The sequence below is a fragment of the Stenotrophomonas sp. 05L413 genome, assembly GCF_056397945.1.
Genome location: NZ_JBFTOL010000004.1, coordinates 610,168 through 626,733, shown reverse-complemented (window position 1 = coordinate 626,733; position 16,566 = coordinate 610,168). Strand labels below are relative to the sequence as shown.

Sequence of the window (16,566 nt, the reverse complement as noted above, 5' to 3'; positions counted from 1 at the left end):
CATCAGCCCGCGATCAGAACCGCAGGTCCGCGCGCACGTACCAGTAGCGCCCGCGCGGGATGTCGTAGGTCGAGGCGTCATAGCCGTTGAGCGAGCACGACAGGCAGATCGGCGGATCCTTGTCGAACACGTTGTTCAGGCCGGCGCTGAGCTGCAGCCCCTTCATCCAGTCGATCTTGTAGCCCACCTGCATGTCGTGGAAGGTGGTGGCCGACAGTTCGTTGGTGCCTTCGGCCTGGTTGCTGCAGATCGGGAAGGCGGCCACATCGCCGCACGCCTCGGTGAGCTTGGAGATGTGGCGCACCGTCCAGGAGGCGTTCCAGTTGGACAGGTTCCAGCTCAGCGTAGCATTGCTGGTCCACTCCGGGATCGAGCTGTCGGCCACTTCCACACCCGGCTCCTGCGGCTGCTTCTGCCCGGCGGCCCCCAACGCCTCATAGCGGCCGACGAAGGTGTTCTGCCAACCGAGCTTGAACTGCCCGATCTCCGTCTGCGGCAGGGTCCAGAACAGATCCACATCCCAGCCATCGGTCTTGATCGAGCCCAGGTTGGTCAGCCGGTTGTTGAAGCTGCTGACCGCCCCGGTGGAGGCGCGCGTGATGCCACTGCAGTACAGCGGGTCCAGCGTGTCCACGCACAGATCAAGCTGGGTCTGCGCGTTGATCGCCTGGATCGCGCCTTCGATGTGGTGGCGGTAGAACGTCACCTCGACATCGAAGCGCTCCGACCAGGACGCGTTGCTGCCGAACCACGGGCTCCACACGAAGCCGGCGCTGAAGCTGCGCGAGCGCTCCGGATCCAGTTCCGCGTTGCCGCCGGTGGTGACCGAGATCTGCGAGTTGGCCTGCTGGAAACCGCCCGGCACGCCGAGTGCGGCACAGTTGGCGGCACTGCCGCGCGGCGGCGTGCCCCCCAGCCCGACCGAGCAGGGATCGAACAGCTGCAGATCGGCACGCGCGGCCGAGCCATACAGCTCGCCGATGGACGGTGCGCGGAAGCCTTCGGCGTAGCTGGTGCGCAGCACGAAGTCATTGGTCACCTGCCAGCGCAGGCCGTACTTCGGGGTGAACTCGCCACCAAACGTGGAGTAATCCGAGTAGCGCCCCGCAAGGCTCAGGTCGAGCTTTTCGCCGAGCGCGCTCTTGGCGAAGATCGGCACGCTCAGCTCCAGGTAGGCCTCGTTGACATCGTAGGAACCGGAGGTCGGCAGCGAGGGCACGCCGTTGTAGTGGCCGATCACGGTCAGCGGATCCGGATCGTAGCGGCCCTCGTACTTGCGGTACTCATAGCCGGTGGCGAACGAGACCGGGCCCGCCGGCAGGGTGAACAGCTCGCTGCTCAGGTTGGCGGTGAACAGGCTCAGCTCGTTCTGGCTGCGGTCACGCACTACTGGCTGGATCCAGCGCAGCATCTCCGGGGTGATCGAGCCGACCCCACCGAAAATGTTCAGCGGTACGCAGCCGGGGGTGGCCGCGCATACCGCCGGATCGCCCAGCGCCATGTTGACCTTGTAGATGTCGTAGCTGCCGTAGTTGGTCTGCTCGGCCTTGTTCTTGCTGTACATGCCGTTGAGGTCCCAGAACCAGCTGCGATCCGCGGCCTGGAACTGGCCGACCAGGCCGGTGGCGAAGTACTGGGTGTTGACCTCCTGCTCGAACACGCGTGCGCCGCCTTCAACAGGGCGACGGCCGATCAGGCTCATGTTGCCCGAGGCGGCCAGATCGAAGCCGAACGGGTTGTACGGGTTGAGGCCGGAGACCACGATGTTGTCGGCCAGCGGGTTGCCGGTGGCGCCATCGGGGCCGAAGAACAGCGGCTCCGGACCGGCCTGGTTGGTGGACTCGCGGCGATTGCCAAGCGCCTTGATATACCACTGGATGTCGTCGGTGAGATCGAAGCGGAACTGGCCGAAGATGCCTTTCCGCTCGGACGGGGTGAGCACCAGGTTGTACTCGGCGAAGTTGAAGCGGTCGGCCGAGGTGAAGCAGTGATAATCATCACTGCGGTCGCAGCCGGCGCTGCCGTCGTAACGCGGGCTGCTTACGCCGGTATTGGGTACGATGTCCTGTACCGCCCCGGTGGTGGGATCGACGAACTTGAAGCGCCCCTGCGGAATGCCACCACTGCCGAAGGCCAGCCCGGTGCCGGGAATCGGGAAGCGCGACTGCTCGCGATCGCGCGCATACACCGGGTCCTGCTTGGTCCAGCTCGCCCCCAGGAACAGGGTGTAGCGGTCACCGCTGGTGCCCCAGGCCAGGTCCACGCCCTTCTGGGTGCCATCGCCCTTGGTGTACTCGCCATAGTTCATCGTCACCTGCGCGCCGTCGAATTCACGGCGGGTGATGATGTTGACCACACCGGCGATCGCGTCGGAGCCATACAGTGATGAAGCGCCGTCTTCGAGCACTTCGATGCGCTCGACGATGGCCAGCGGAATGGTGTTCAGATCGGTCGCCGCGCCCACGCCGGACGCGGAAGATTCATTGACCCAGCGGATGCCATCGACCAGCACCAGCACGCGCTTGGCGCCCAGGTGACGCAGATCGACCTGGGCCGACCCCGCACCCACGCCACTGCCATCGGGTGGGAAGCCGAAGTTGCCCGAGGAATTGAATTTCGCATTGAGCGCCGAGCCGGAGCCGGTCAGCTGCTGCAGCACGTCGCCGATCGAGGTCAGGCCGGTGCGCTCGATCTCGGTGCGGGTCAGGGTCTGGATCGGCACCTGCCCTTCCACTTCGGCCCGCTTGATACGGCTGCCGGTCACTTCCACCCGGTCCAGATCCGTCGTACTGCGTGGCGCGTCCTGCGCGCTGGCCAGGGCCGGTGCAGCCAGCAGCAGGCACAGCGATACGGCGACCGCCAACGGGCGGTGATGCAGGTTGTTCATTCGCTCTCTCTCCAAAGGAACGTTGGGCGGGACTGCCGCTCCCCCCTGCATGGCGGCAGTGTCTCCTTGTAAACAACCTGTAAATGTGAAGGAGTGACGTGCGCCTCGCTTTCACGGGGAATCGACAAAGCCGACTGTGCGCGGGCGCGGCTATGGGGCAGCGTGTGTGCGGTCTGTGCGAGCGCACATGCTGCTGTTTTCGAGGGATATTGACGGCATCCGGGGCGGTCGTCGTGCCGCTGCTGCGCGAACGCCGTCCGCGTGATGTCGGGACTCTGGTGACGACTGGGAACCTCGGCGATTGCGCTGGCCAGCGCGTCGGAATCGGCTTCAGTGCGCAGCCGTCGAGGGTCGTTGGCATGGCGTCCAGATGCGCCGCCGCACGTCGATGCGATGGGGTCTGGAGCGGCGCGTGTTTCCAACGTCCCTGGTCACCGGTGGAGCGATGGACCGGTGTGCGAATGGACCGCCCCAGCGGCGCCCGTTCATCCTCGAGTCGGATTGCCCTCACCGCCTTTCACCGGCCCCCGTTATGCTTTCCGCATGACTCGACTTCCCCTCTATTTCTTCAGCGCGACCGTCCTGCTGGCCTGCACCGGGGTCAGCCCGGTGGCCGATGCCCAGAACCTGGATGCCCAGCGCGCGCAGCTCAAGGCCGTGATCGACAATGCCGAGCGCGGCCAGTTCGATCCTGCCCAGGCAGCGGCACTGAGCAAGCACCCGCTGTATGGCTGGGTGGAGTTCGCCAATCTGCGGCGCAACATCGATACCGTCAGCAACGTGCAGGCGCAGGATTTCCTGAAGCGCTACAACGGCCAGGCGGTAGCCACCAGCTTCCGCAACGTATGGCTGCCGGCGGTGGCGCGGCGCCAGGACTGGCCGACCCTGCTGGCCAACTGGACCGACACGACCAACGTCGGCCTGCGCTGCGCCCAGCTCAATGCACGCCAGGCTACCGGCAAGGCCGACGCGCAGTGGGTCAGCGAGGCGCAGGCGATCTGGCGCAGCACCGGCAAATCCTTGCCTGATGCCTGCGACCCCGTGTTCGCGGTGCTGGATGCCAAGGGCGGCATGAACGCCGAGCTGCGCTGGGCACGCATCGATGCCGCTGCCGATGAGCAGCAGCCGGCGGTGATGCGCAGTGCCGCGCGCGGGCTGCCGGCCGCCGATCTGGCCCTGGCCAACACCTATGCCGCCTTCGTCGACAAGCCCAATGCCAGCGCGCTGAACTGGCCGCGCAATGAGCGCAGCCGGCGGATCGCCACCGATGGCCTGGCTAAACTGGCCAAGGCCGACCCGGGGGCCACCGAACAGCAGCTGCCGCAGTACGCCGACGCGCTGCAGCTGAGCGCCGCGCAGCGCGCGCAGGTGCTGTACCAGATCGCGCTGTGGACGGTGGCCTCCTACGGTCCGGACTCCGCCCGTCGCCTCAATGCGGTGCCCGAATCGGCGTATGACGAGCGTCTGCACGAATGGCGTGCGCGCGAAGCGCTGTCGCGCGGCGACTGGCCGGCGGCGCTGACCGCGATCCGCAAGATGGGCCCGACCCAGCGCGCCGACTCGCGCTGGCGCTACTTCGAAGCGCGCATGCTGGACAAGACCGGCAAACGCAGCGAAGCGCAGGCGGCCTTCCGTGAGGCCGCCCGCGCGGCCACCTTCCATGGCTTCCTGGCGGCCGACCAGCTCGGCCAGAACTACACGCTGTGCCCGTGGGAACCCAACGACAGCGCCCAGGCGCAGGCGGCGGTCGCGCGTGACCCGGCGATCGTGCGGGCGATGGAACTGTTCAAGATCGAACGGGCGGGCTGGGCCGTGGCCGAGTGGAATGATGCGCTGAGCCGTTACGACAACACACAGCGTCGTCTCGCCGTGGAAGTCGCCCGCGACAACGGCTGGTTCGACCGTGCGGTGTTCTCGCTCGGCAAGACCCCGGACGAGCAGCGCCTGTATTCGCTGCGCTTCCCGCTGCACCACGACGACAGCATCCGCCGCGAGTCCGCACGCAATGCCATCGATCCGGCCTGGGTGGCCGCGGAAATCCGCGCCGAGAGCATCTTCAACCCGAAGGCCCGCTCACCGGCCAACGCCATGGGCCTGATGCAGGTCCTGCCCGCCACCGGTGCGGCAGTGGCCAAGTCAATCGGCCTGACCAACTACGGCGGCGCTGCCAGCCTCTACGACCCCGATACCAACATTGCCATCGGCACGGCCTACCTGCGCCAGCTGATGAACAAGTACGAGGGCCTGCCCTACGTCACCATTGCCGCCTACAACGCCGGCCCGACCCCGACCGCCCGCTGGCAGTCGCAGCGTCCGGGGTTCGATCCGGACATCTGGATCGAGACGATCAGCTACAAGGAAACCCGCGAGTACGTCGCGCGCATCCTGGCCTTCAGCGTGATCTACGACTGGCGCTTGAACGGTGACGCGCTGCCGGTGACCGACCGCATGAACGGCCGCCTGCAGGCCAAGCGCAAGACCTTCGCCTGCGCGGCCAACGCCGACAAGGGCGGGGATTGAGCGGACTGACGATTATCATGGCCGCATGAAGATCTATCTGGTGGGCGGCGCCGTGCGTGACCGCCTCTTGCAGTGTCCACCCGGCGACCGCGACTGGGTCGTGGTCGGGGCCACCCAGGCGCAGATGGACGCGCAGGGGTACAAGGCCGTGGGCCGCGATTTCCCGGTGTTCCTGCATCCGGATACCGGTGAGGAATATGCGCTGGCCCGCACCGAGCGCAAGTCCGGCCGCGGCTACCGCGGCTTCGTGGTCGATGCCGATCCCGCTGTGACGCTGGAGGAGGACCTGCAGCGTCGCGATTTCACCATCAACGCGATCGCCTGCGATGAAGCCACCGGTGCGTTGGTGGATCCGTATGGCGGCGTGGGTGATATCCAACAGCGCGTGCTGCGCCACGTCGGCCCGGCCTTCGTCGAGGATCCCCTGCGGGTGCTGCGTGCGGCCCGCTTCATGGCGCGCTTTGCGCCCCTCGGCTTCACCGTCGCCGCCGAGACGATGGCCCTGATGCGGGAGGTCGCCGCCAGTGGCGAGCTCGATGCGCTGGTGCCCGAACGCGTCTGGCAGGAGCTGAGGCGTGCCCTCGCCTCCGCGCGGCCGTCCGCGTTCCTGCGCACCCTGCATGACGCCCAGGCACTGGGTGCGATCCTGCCCGAGCTGGAGGCCCTGTACGGTGTGCCCCAGCGCGCGGAGTTCCATCCGGAAGTCGATACCGGCGTGCACCAGGAAATGGTCAGCGACATGGCCGCGCAGCTGGCCCCGGGCGATGACCTGATCGGCTTCGCCGCGCTGACCCACGACCTCGGCAAAGGCCTGACCCCACCGGCCGAATGGCCGCGGCACATCATGCATGAGCAGCGTGGCGTCGCCCCGCTGCGTGGAGTGGCCGAACGCCTGAAGGTGCCGGTCGATCACCGCCAGCTGGCCGAAGCCGTCTGCCGCGACCATCTCAACGTGCACCGCATCGATGAGCTGCGCGATGCCACCGTGCTGGAGCTGCTCGGCCGCTGCGATGGGTTCCGCCGGCCCGAACGCATCGCGCAGATCGCGCTGTGCTGCGAAGCCGACAAGCGCGGCCGGCTGGGCTTCGAGGCCAGCGACTACCCGCAGGGTGAAACGCTCAAGCGCCTGCACCAGGCAGCGCTTGCCGTGCAGGCGCGCGATCTGGATCTGACCGGGCTGAAGGGGCCGGCGGTGGGGGAAGCGCTGGCCAAGGCGCGGGTGAAGGCCATCAGCGCGGTGCGTACACGCTGATCGACGGCTGGGATGACGCCTCAGGTGGCGCTGGCGCACGCCGGTTGCGCCAGCAGCCAGTCCCTTGCGGCCGCCGCAGCATCCTCGCCCTCACCGATCACCACATCCGGCGCGATCTTCCTGCCATCGCCCTGGCCGTTGCGATCGACCATGACGTTGCCGGTGACCAGCAAGGCGCTTCCATCAGGCAGCAGCTCGGTCCGGTTACCCGTGGAGACGCCTGCCGTGGGCTGGCCGAAGCTTCGGGTGTTGGCACGCCCACGGAACGCCAGTGCCGTCGCCTCTCCCGCGCTGGCGGTGCGCGGCCCGAACAGCACCGCCACCGGTGCGCCGGGATGACGCAGCCGATACGCGGCCGCGCCAACATCCAGCAGGTTCTTCTGCTCCAACCACACCGCGCCGCCGTGCAAGAACCACGACCGCTCCGAGTCGGCCGTGGTGAACGCACCTACCCGCGGTGCATTGCCGCCCGCGTCTTCCAGCAGGGGCGCCAGGCCGAGCAACATCGGCCACATGTTGCCGCCGGTGTTGCGTCGCAGGTCGACCACCCAGCCGCATCGCTCCGCGCGGTCCTTGCTGCGGATGGCGTCCTGCAGCGTGCCTGCAAACGCAACACTCGCCCGCTGCCAGGCCACGCTGTCGCCCGGTCCACCACCGCTGAAGGCGCCCACCGTCATCCAGCCGATGCGCCGGCCGACCGTATCCATATCGCGCTGCTGGTCAGTGCGTTGCTGCTTGGCGCGGTGCTCGTGTGTGCGCTGCGTTGCCGGCGGTGGCTGGGATCCCGCCACGGTGGCGCGGCTTGAAGAGGACTGCAGCAACGGGTAGCTCGCCGGCAGCCACCGCCCATGCCCCCCACTGCTCACGGCAATGGCATCGCGCAACAGCGGCCAGGTCTTGGCGGGATCAGCATCGGGAGCCTGCAGGCGGGTGCGCAGCGCCTGCCAATCGACCTTGTCGCGGTACAGCGCCTCGCGCTCCAGCACCGCCACGATCCGCAGCTGTACCGGTGGCGCAGGCATCTCCTGTGCGTTCGCCATCGGTGCAAGCAGCACACCGGCCAGCAGCGCCGGGCGCGTACAACGAGACCGCAGGAACATCACCATCGCGCTACATCCGTGTAGTTGAGCAGGCCGCAGCATATCGCTGCACACGGCCACAAGAACAGCGCGCGTCCTCCGCCCTGGCGACCGGTCAGCCCGAAATGAGGGCACGCCACCCGTGGCGGGCAGCGTGCCGGGGATCAGCCAGCGCCCACAACCGCCTCACCAATCAAACCGCACGCCGATATTCCCCTCGATGCTCTTGCGCTCCTTCTGCGCGCTGCTTTCCAGATCGCGCGTGTAATCGGCCACCGCAAACGCGCTGACATTGGCATTGAAGCGCGCGACCACACCGACGCCGACTTCCAGTGCGCGCGAGCCCTGCTGGTTGGTGAGCCGGTTGTCGCCGAAGTCGATGCGATCTTCGCCGTCCAGGGTCTGCCAGTAATTGAGCTTGGCGTACGGCTGCCACCCATTGCCGGCGATATCGTAATCGGCGGCGAGGCGAAGGCCGACGCGCCCGGTCCAGGCATTGTCGGCCTTGAAGCGGACCGCCGACACCCGGTCACCGGCATCGTCGATCGAGGTGCGCTGCCAGATCACCTGTGCCTGCGGCTCCAGCCACCATACGGACTGCCCGAGCTGCAGCAGCGGCTTGCCCACTTCCAGCGACGCGGTGGTGCCATCGCCACGCACGTCGATGCCCAGCCCGCGCGCCGACGTGGCCTCACCGTCGTAGCGGCTCTGAAGGACCACCGCATCCAGATACCCGCCTTCGCTGCCGACGCGGGTCCAGTACAGGCCCACGTGCTTGTCATCCAGGCGGGTACGGCCGACGGCCACGTTGTCCCAGCCGATCGCAAAGCCGTTGACGTTGCCCTGCGCGCGGGTGCGGCCGACGAATACACCGACCTGATCGCGGTGGTTGTCATCGCCGTTGGCGTACAGGTCCAGGCCGGCCTGGATGCCCTGGAGATCACCGTCGAAACTGGGCTTGGCATCGCCCTCCCAGTGCTGCTCATGACTCTGCCCGATCATGCGTGCCCAGGCCGAGCGGAAGCCGCCCTGCCCGGCCAGCACGCGCTGCTCGCCCTGGCGCTCGTGGAAGGTGCCCAGGCTGGCCAGGCTCGTCTCGCGCAGCAACGGGGGCACCACCGAGTAGACCGGGGTTTCCACCCGGTACAGCGGAATGATGTCGCCCTCTGCCGGGCGCGCATCGGGCGTTGGCGGTACCGCCAGCGGACCGGGCACCGGTGGCACTTCGGTAGGCACCGGCGGCGGCGCCTCCGGCTGCGCGGGTGCCACCGGCGCAGGAGCCGGCGGCGGGGCCGGGGGCGGCGGCTCTGGCGCGACCGGATCCGGATCATCCGGCGGGTTCACGTCCGGGGGCGGCGGCGGTGCCGGCGGCACTGCCGGCGGCGGGGTGCCGATGGCTTCGGGCGGCGGCGGCGGCGGTGGCACCTCGATGGTCGGCGCCGGCGCCGGCGCCGGGGTCGCCGAGGCGGTAACCGTGGAGCGCAGGTACCAGTTTTCACCGCTGCCTCCACTCACACCGCCCTTGAACAGGTAGTACTCGTAAGCACCTGCGGCGACCGGGCTGTACAGCGCGAACGCGTTGGCGGCAGTGCTGGCCCCGTTGGTCGCCTGCACCACCATGATGCCGTCGGCGACCGTGGCCGCGCCGGTGCCGCCAACGTTGAGCACGCCGATACCGGTGGTGCCGCTGGCGCTGCCGTTGGCGATCACCAGCTTGTCCGACAGCGAACTGTCATCGCCCAGCACGGTCTGCAGGTACAGCGCGCCTCCGTTGCCCACGTAGTTGCCCACGATGGTGAAGGCATCACCCACGCGGCTGCCGCCGTTGCTCAGGTCGATGCGACCGGCGTTGGTCACCGTGGCCAGCTGGCCGGCGGTGAACGGCACGATGCTCGCGTCCAGGCCACCGGCGAACAGCGTGCTGGTGGCATCGATGTCCAGCGTACCGGTGCCCGTGCCGCTGTCACCCAGGGTCAGGTTGGCGTCGAAGGTGAGCTGGGAATCGTTGGCCAGGCCGATCTGCTCCCAGTTCGCGAAGCGCGCCACACCATCGGTCTTGACGTTGTCCATGCTCAGCGCGTCGGTGCCGTTGCCGCCGTCGAACAGGGGCAACGCCCCGAGATGGGACGCGTTGAGGTTGGCCAAAGTGGCAACGTCACTGCCTTCGCCCATGTCCACCGCGCCGTAGACCACACCGCCGCCGGACCAGGCCAGCCGATCGTTGCCGGTGCTGGCACGGATTTCGCCGCGCACGGTGCCGCCGGTGATGGTGATCGAATCATCGCCGCCGCTGACGCTGATGTTGCCGCCGATGTAGCCCTCGGAAAGGATGATGGTGTCGTTGCCGAAGCCGGTGACGAGGTTGCCGTCGATGGTGCCGCCGGACATGTCGAAGGTGTTGTTCTCCAGCTTCATGTTGACCCGGCCGATGCGCCCGCCGGTCATCTCGGCATAGTCACCATCGTCGAAGCCGCCGATGATCTGGCCGCCGGTCATACGGAAGCGGTCGGTGCCATCGCCCTGCAGCAGTGCGCCGATGGTGCCGCCGGTCATGACGAACACGTCCCGGCCGCCGCCCTGCTGCACCGTGCCGGTAATGGTGCCGCCACTGATTTCGATCTGGTCGACATCGTCGCCCTGGTCGACCGAAGCCAGCGTGCCGCCGGTCATCAGCAGCACATCATTGCCGGCGCCCTGGCTGACCGCGCCGACGATCTGCCCGCCTTGCATCTCCAGGCGATCATCGCCCAGACCCTGCGCGAGCGTGCCACCGATGCTGCCTCCCGGCCGCATGATCGTGGTGTCGTTGCCGGCCCCCTGGTCGACGTTGCCGACGATCACGCCGGCAACATCCAGCAGATCATCACCGTCGCCGAGCAGCGCCGCGCCGTTGAGCCGGCCATTGACGATCAGCGACTGTGTGCCACTGGCACCGATCACGTTCGCCGTGCCACCGCCCTGCCGTTGCAGCACGCCATCAATCTGAAGGGTGGTGGCGTTGGCCATGGTCAGGCTGGCGGTCTCCAGCGTGTTGCCCAGCACCAGGGTGCCGCCGTTGAGCGTGCTGGCGCCCCCCACGCTGTTGAGGCCGGTCAGGGTGAGCGTGCCGCCACCGGTCTTGTCCAGCGCGCCGGTGCCGTTGATGCTGCCGGCATAGGTGCCATCGTCGGGCTGGGTGAAGCGGACCAGACCATTGTTGGTCACGCCGGGCGGCAGGCTCTGCGCCCGCGCTTCCAGGATGCCGGCCGGATCGACGATCACCGGGCCGGTGTAATTGGCGTTGTTGCCGGTCAGCGCCAGGGTGCCCTGCGCCACCGTGGCCACGGTCACCCCGGTGATGGTGCCGGTCAGTGTCCACTTGCCCGCATCATTCTTGGTCAGCGACTCGAAACCGACGAAATTGCCCGGCAGCGTGGAATCACCCATGCCGCTCAGGAAGATCGCGTCGTTGCCCGCTCCTCCGCTGAAATTGCCGGTGATCGACGAGCCGGTATACAGGCGCAGGATGTCATTGCCGCCGGCCAGCGAGATGTTGCCGATCACCTGGCCACGGTTGGTGAAGTCAAGCGCGCCGTTGCCGGAGCCACCGATCACCGTGCCCGGTGCCTGGATGATGCCGGTCTCGGTGTTGATCACGGTGTTCAGCCCAGTGGTGTTCTGCGACCAGATCGCCACGGCGTTGTTGGCGCGGATGGTGCCGCTGTTGACGATGGTGTTGCCCGCGCCCTGGAAGTTGATCACTTCGGCACTGCCTTGGCTGCCCAGCGCCAGCACTTCGCCGCCGGCATCGACGGTCAGGGTGCCGCCGGTGCGGAATTCCAGTGTGTTGCCGCCCGCGCCGAACAGCCCCGGCGCGCTGACTGCAGTGGCGCTGACGGTCGCACCGGTGCCGACGTGGATGTTGGCGTTGTCGCGCAGCGAGATGGCGTTGGCGTCACCCACCACCAGCTTGGCACCGGCCTGGACATCCACCGTGCGTCCATCCTCGATGGCGATGTTGCCGTTACCGACGCGGGTCACATAGGGATTGGGTGCGGCCGTGGTGCAGGTGGTGGTGGTGCCGACGGTAACGCAGTCCGCCTGTGCGCCGAACGAGGCTAGGACGATGGCACTGCCCAGCAGGCCGCGTGAACGGAGCAGCACGGCGATGCTGAGCGCGAGGGGGTGGAGAGTGGACCTGGGCATGCGGCTTCCTCTGGACATCACGGAGGGCGGCGGCGGCATGGCAGGTCATCGAAGCCCCCTGCTCCTGACTGCACGCATCACCATGAAATTCACGACGGCAGCGGACGCTGCCTGGGACTGCATTTCCGGCGGGACAACATCGAGGAGGGGACAGACGGCGCGCGGCAAATGGGCCACGGCCAGGAACAGGCGGTTTCGTGAAGTACGCAGATGTGTGCCGGTACTTTTACTGGTCAACCGTGATGTGAACGTAAAATTCAGGCAGGGGATCGCCCGCATTCGCCGCGCGGTGAGCGAGTCTGCAGAGATCGCTCAGATCTTCAGATAGACACGCCGGCGATCCAGCACCCACACCACACCCCACCAGATCGTCACGAAGCCCACCGCGCACGCGAGCGAGGCCAGCTTTGGTGCCTCCGGCAGCGCGCTCTGCAGGGCATGGAACGCCCAGGCCCACGCACCGGTTGCAGCGAGCACCAGCGCCATCGCCGAGGAGCCAAGATAGGCGGCGATCGCATTCACGCCAAAGCGTCGCCCCAGCGCAGGCATGCCCCAGCGATCGATCAACAGATGGGCCAGCAGCAGCGCAGCCGCGGACAGACCTGCGGTCCACAGCACGAAGCTGGGGGTCCACAACTGCTTGTTCAGGGGCAACCACAGCGTGGCCAGGCCGCCGACCGCCAGGCAACCCGCCGCCAGGACCGTCAACTGCGGTGCCCTGCCGGCACGCAGCCACGCGCCGGCGCGCAGGCCCAGCAGGGTGGTGGCGATCGCCCCGAGGCTGCTCAGCAGGCCTTCCGGGTCATGGCCCAGCCCGGTGAGCGCGGAATACTTGTAGAGGAACGGGGCGAACAGCGCCGTATCCAGGCGGCTGGCCGGGTTGACCCACGGCGCCATGGAGGTGGCCGACAGCAGGATCACCGCATAGGTGGCCAACAGCCCGACGATCAGCGCCCATTGCGTGCGCGCCCGCGTGTAGACCGCCAGCACGCCGACCACCGCCACGCACAGGGCGATCCGCTGCAGCACGCCCCACAGGCGATACGCCGGCAGTTCGAACAACCACCACGCCAGCAGGTGCAGCAGCGCGCCGGCGATCAGGATGCGCAGTGCGCGTTGCAGCACCCCGCGCACCAGCGCCGGACGCGTGGCCGGCTCGGCCGCGCGTGGCGCCAGACTGAACGCCATCGAGACACCGGCAATGAACAGGAACAACGGGAAAATCAGGTCGGTCGGGGTGAAACCATGCCAGTCCGCGTGCAGCAGCGGTGCGTAGACATGGCTCCAGTCGCCCGGGTTGTTGACCAGCAGCATCGCCGCGACGGTCAGGCCGCGCAGCGCGTCGATCGAGCCCATCCGCCCCGACGGTACGGCACTCATACGTCTTCGCGCTGCCCGGCGATCCAGGTGCTGCGCACCTGCAGCGCGTCATCGAGCAGCACCAGATCGGCGTGATGTCCTTCGGCGATATGCCCGTAGCGGTCATCCAGATTCAGGAACTGCGCGGGATAGGTCGAGGCCATCCGCGCCGCCTCGGCCAGCGAAACGCCCAGCAGCTGCACGCTGTTGCGCACCGCCGTGGCCATGTCCAGCGCCGAGCCGGCCAGCGAGCCGGCGGCATTGCGCACCACGCCGTCCACGGCGGTGATGACTTCGCCGTAAAGTTCGTAGCTGGGGTCCTGCGCACCGACCGGCGGCATCGCATCGGTGACCAGCATGACCTTGCCGCGCGGCTTGGTCGCCAGCGCCACACGCAGGCTGGCCGGGTGCACATGCACACCGTCGGCGATGATGCCGACCCAGCTGTCGCGATCTTCCAGCGCCGCACCGACCGCACCCGGTTCGCGCCCGGTCAGCGGCGACATCGCGTTGTACAGATGGGTGAAGCCGCGGATACCGGCCTCCAGGCCTGCACGCGCCTGCTCGTAACTGGCGGCGGTATGACCTGCCGCCACCACCACGCCGCGTTCCACCAGCGCGCGGATGCTCTCCAGCGGTACCCGCTCGGGCGCCAGCGTGAGCAGGGTGACGCCGTTGTCCAGCGAGGCGGCCAAGGCAATCTCGGCGGCATCGGGCACGCGGAACTTGTTCGCGTCATGCGTGCCCTTGCGCGCCGGGGCGATGTACGGGCCTTCCAGATGGATGCCGAGTACGCCTGGCACGCCCTCGCTGATCGCCTGGCGGGTCGCCGCGATGGCCGCGCGCATCACCTGCACGTCGTCGCTGATCAGAGTCGGCAGCAGACCGGTGGTGCCGAAGCGGCGGTGCGCCTGGGCCAGCGTGCGCAGCGTGGCGACATCCGGGCTGTTGTTGAACAGCACGCCGCCACCGCCATTGACCTGCGCATCGATGAAGCCAGGCAGCAACCAGCCGCCGCCCAGGTCCACCTGCTCATCGGCCTGGCCGAGCATGGGCGCGGCATCGGAGATGAGCGCGGTGATCCGGCCGCTTTCGATCACGATCGCCAGGTCGTCGCGGAAGTCGTCGCCGGCCAGGATGCGGGCATTGCGCAGAACGGTTTTCATCAGACGGTTTCCGTCACCTTGTTCAGATGCGGCGGCAGGTCCGGGTTGTGGCCACGGCGCAGCGCCAGCGCATTGATCGCGCGGTAGAAGCTCTGGATGGTCAGCAGCGGCGCGCACGCCGGGTGCGGCGCGACCGGCAGCGGCAGGTCACCGCCGACATCGGCCAGCCACACCTGCGCATCGCGCGCGGCGAACTCGCTCAGCACCGCGCGGGTGCCGGCGCCGGTTTCATCCGGCTGGGCAAAGGCCAGCACCGGGAAGCCCGGGCCGACCAGCGCCATCGGGCCGTGCTTGACCTCGGCCGAGCTGTAGGCCTCGGCGTGCAGGCCACAGGTTTCCTTGAACTTCAGCGCCGCTTCCTGCGCCGCCGCCAGGCCGAGGCCACGGCCGAGCACGAACAGATTGTGGGCCGGCACCAGGCCATCCGTCAGCGACGACCAGTCGCTGTTCCAGGCCTCGCGCAGCGCATCGGGCAGCGCGCGCAGCGAGGCGATCAGCCCCACATCCTGGGTCCAGTACGCCACCAGCTGCAGGATCGCCGACAGCGAGGCCAGGTAGCTCTTGGTCGCCGCCACGCTGCGCTCGGCACCGGCGCCGAGCGGGATGACCGTCTCGGCCAGCTGCGCCAGCGGCGAATCCTCGACATTCACCAGCGCCACCACGCGTGCACCGGCCGCACGCGCGGCCTCGGCATTGCGCAGCAGGTCCGGGCTCTTGCCCGACTGGGAGATCACGATGTACAGCGCGCCGCGCAGCTTCAGGGGTGCTTCGTAGACCGAGCCCACCGAGGGCGACGCCGAGGCGGTGACCAGCCCGAGGCGCGTTTCCAGCAGGTACTTGGCATAGGTGGCGGCGTGGTCGGAACTGCCGCGCGCGCAGGTCACCACGAACGGCGGCGGTGCCGCGCGCAGGCTGGCGGCCAGCGTCTCCACGGCCACCTGGTTGCGCGCGAACTGCGCGGCGATCACATCGGCAGCCTCGGCGGCTTCGCGGTACATCAGGGTGTCGTGGGGGGCAGGCAGGGACATGGGGACTCAGGTCGTTTCAGGAGAAGGAAGCCGTGCACCCTGTGGGCGCATCGGCGCGGTGGAACCACGCACCACCAGCTGCGGCACGAAGCCCTGGTTCTGCAGCTGCAACGGCGCGTCGTCGTAGGCATCGCTGCGCAGCTGCGCGATCAGCAGGCGCGCGGCATGCCGGGCGATGTCTTCGGTGGCCTGCTTGGCGGTGGTCAACGGCGGCCAGGACTGGCGCGAGAACGGGCTGTCCTCGAAACCGGCGATGGACAGGTCGTACGGCACGTTCATGCCGGTGGATTTGGCTGCCGCCAACACGCCGGCGGCGATTTCATCGTTGGAGCCGAAGATCGCGGTGGGCGGTTCGCGCAGCGCCAGCAGGCGGCGCGCGCCGCGGAAGCCATCATCGAAGGTGTAATCGCCCTGCACCACCAGGTGCTTGTCGATGGTCATGCCGTAGTCGCGCAGCGCCGCTTCATAGCCGGCGTAGCGCTCACCGCTGGAGCGGTGCGAGGTGCCGCCCCAGAGGAAGCCGATCCGCTGGTGGCCCAGCTGGATCAGGTGCTCGGTGATCTCGTAGGCGGCCTCGCGGTCGTCGACGAACACACAGGCGCCGTCCTGCGGATCGGCGGTGGCGGCGATGATGCGCACCAGCTTGATGCCGCGTGCGGTGAGCGCGGCCACCAGATCCCTGCGCTCGGACATCGGCGCGGTCAGCACCAGCCCGGCCAGGCGCGAACGCTGCACCCAGTCGGCCAGTTCCTCGGCGAGCATCGGCGAGCTGGAGTCGCAGGGATGGATCTGCAAGCCGAACCCGGTCTCGCGGCACGCGGCAAGCACGCCGTTCTGCACGCCGATGATGTGGTACGGGTTGGGGTTGTCGTAGACCAGCCCGACCACCAGCGTGGTGCCGGTGCGCAGGTTGCGCGCGGCCGGATCGGGCTCGTAGTCCAGCTCGGCGATCGCACGCAGCACCCGTGCACGGGTGGCCTGCATCACCGAGGGCTCGTTGTTGATGACCCGCGAGACCGTCTTCAGCGATACCTTGGCCCGTTCGGCGACATCCTTGATGGTCGCTCTACGCATCGTCTTTTCCTGGCTG

The 16,566-nt window shown here is 68.1% G+C and carries 10 protein-coding genes; 3 read left to right on the top strand and 7 right to left on the bottom strand.

Annotated features, from left to right (window positions below; genetic code table 11):
• Positions 1-13: 13 nt before the first annotated feature.
• Positions 14-2,887 carry a TonB-dependent receptor gene (locus tag AC1DIQ_RS11970; RefSeq protein WP_152152249.1) on the bottom strand — a complete coding sequence of 958 codons (2,874 nt, stop codon included), beginning with the start codon at positions 2,885-2,887 and terminating at the stop codon, positions 14-16.
• Positions 2,888-3,430: 543 nt separating this feature from the next.
• Here AC1DIQ_RS11970 and AC1DIQ_RS11965 point away from each other — a divergent pair.
• Positions 3,431-5,407: a transglycosylase SLT domain-containing protein gene (locus tag AC1DIQ_RS11965; protein WP_282263889.1), complete on the top strand. Its 1,977-nt coding sequence runs from the start codon at positions 3,431-3,433 to the stop codon at positions 5,405-5,407.
• A gap of 25 nt (positions 5,408-5,432) precedes the next feature.
• Positions 5,433-6,659 carry a multifunctional CCA addition/repair protein gene (locus tag AC1DIQ_RS11960; protein WP_121039822.1) on the top strand — a complete coding sequence of 409 codons (1,227 nt, stop codon included), beginning with the start codon at positions 5,433-5,435 and terminating at the stop codon, positions 6,657-6,659.
• Positions 6,660-6,679: 20 nt separating this feature from the next.
• Here AC1DIQ_RS11960 and AC1DIQ_RS11955 read toward each other — a convergent pair whose 3' ends face one another.
• Both AC1DIQ_RS11955 and AC1DIQ_RS11950 read right to left on the bottom strand, forming a co-directional pair.
• A complete protein-coding gene (locus AC1DIQ_RS11955) occupies positions 6,680-7,759 on the bottom strand; it encodes a S41 family peptidase (RefSeq protein ID WP_478050096.1) in 1,080 nt (359 codons plus the stop codon).
• Positions 7,760-7,924: 165 nt separating this feature from the next.
• Positions 7,925-11,923, bottom strand: a complete 3,999-nt coding sequence (locus AC1DIQ_RS11950) for an autotransporter domain-containing protein (protein WP_478050095.1) — start codon at positions 11,921-11,923, stop codon at positions 7,925-7,927.
• On the opposite strand from AC1DIQ_RS11950, the gene AC1DIQ_RS11945 reads away from it, so the two are divergent.
• On the top strand, positions 11,922-12,251 hold the full coding sequence (locus tag AC1DIQ_RS11945; RefSeq protein ID WP_478050094.1) for a hypothetical protein: 330 nt from the start codon (positions 11,922-11,924) through the stop codon (positions 12,249-12,251). The two genes, AC1DIQ_RS11950 and AC1DIQ_RS11945, sit on opposite strands and share 2 nt — an antisense overlap.
• Here AC1DIQ_RS11945 and AC1DIQ_RS11940 read toward each other — a convergent pair.
• Genes AC1DIQ_RS11940 through AC1DIQ_RS11925 form a run of 4 tightly spaced genes read right to left on the bottom strand, consistent with a single transcriptional unit; the run spans position 12,236 to position 16,550 of the window.
• The gene (locus tag AC1DIQ_RS11940) at positions 12,236-13,303 is read right to left on the bottom strand and encodes an acyltransferase family protein (RefSeq protein WP_478050093.1); all 1,068 of its coding nucleotides are present in this window, start codon (positions 13,301-13,303) and stop codon (positions 12,236-12,238) included. The genes AC1DIQ_RS11945 and AC1DIQ_RS11940 overlap by 16 nt on opposite strands.
• Positions 13,300-14,448, bottom strand: a complete 1,149-nt coding sequence (nagA, locus tag AC1DIQ_RS11935; protein ID WP_478050092.1) for an N-acetylglucosamine-6-phosphate deacetylase — start codon at positions 14,446-14,448, stop codon at positions 13,300-13,302. Before nagA ends, AC1DIQ_RS11940 begins: the two co-directional genes overlap by 4 nt.
• Entirely contained in the window at positions 14,448-15,476 is a 1,029-nt protein-coding gene (locus AC1DIQ_RS11930) for an SIS domain-containing protein (RefSeq protein WP_259259108.1), read from the bottom strand. The genes nagA and AC1DIQ_RS11930 overlap by 1 nt, the downstream gene beginning before the upstream one ends.
• Before the next feature lie 6 nt (positions 15,477-15,482).
• A complete protein-coding gene (locus AC1DIQ_RS11925) occupies positions 15,483-16,550 on the bottom strand; it encodes a LacI family DNA-binding transcriptional regulator (protein WP_478050091.1) in 1,068 nt (355 codons plus the stop codon).
• Positions 16,551-16,566 lie beyond the last annotated feature (16 nt).

Bases quoted from the DNA above. Each gene is read 5' to 3' on its own strand.
- AC1DIQ_RS11970 (WP_152152249.1), bottom strand. From the start codon at position 2,887: ATGAACAACCTGCATCACCGCCCGTTGGCGGTCGCCGTATCGCTGTGC.
- AC1DIQ_RS11965 (WP_282263889.1), top strand. From the start codon at position 3,431: ATGACTCGACTTCCCCTCTATTTCTTCAGCGCGACCGTCCTGCTGGCC.
- AC1DIQ_RS11960 (WP_121039822.1), top strand. From the start codon at position 5,433: ATGAAGATCTATCTGGTGGGCGGCGCCGTGCGTGACCGCCTCTTGCAG.
- AC1DIQ_RS11955 (WP_478050096.1), bottom strand. From the start codon at position 7,759: ATGTTCCTGCGGTCTCGTTGTACGCGCCCGGCGCTGCTGGCCGGTGTG.
- AC1DIQ_RS11945 (WP_478050094.1), top strand. From the start codon at position 11,922: ATGCGGCTTCCTCTGGACATCACGGAGGGCGGCGGCGGCATGGCAGGT.
- AC1DIQ_RS11950 (WP_478050095.1), bottom strand. From the start codon at position 11,923: ATGCCCAGGTCCACTCTCCACCCCCTCGCGCTCAGCATCGCCGTGCTG.
- AC1DIQ_RS11940 (WP_478050093.1), bottom strand. From the start codon at position 13,303: ATGAGTGCCGTACCGTCGGGGCGGATGGGCTCGATCGACGCGCTGCGC.
- nagA (WP_478050092.1), bottom strand. From the start codon at position 14,448: ATGAAAACCGTTCTGCGCAATGCCCGCATCCTGGCCGGCGACGACTTC.
- AC1DIQ_RS11930 (WP_259259108.1), bottom strand. From the start codon at position 15,476: ATGTCCCTGCCTGCCCCCCACGACACCCTGATGTACCGCGAAGCCGCC.
- AC1DIQ_RS11925 (WP_478050091.1), bottom strand. From the start codon at position 16,550: ATGCGTAGAGCGACCATCAAGGATGTCGCCGAACGGGCCAAGGTATCG.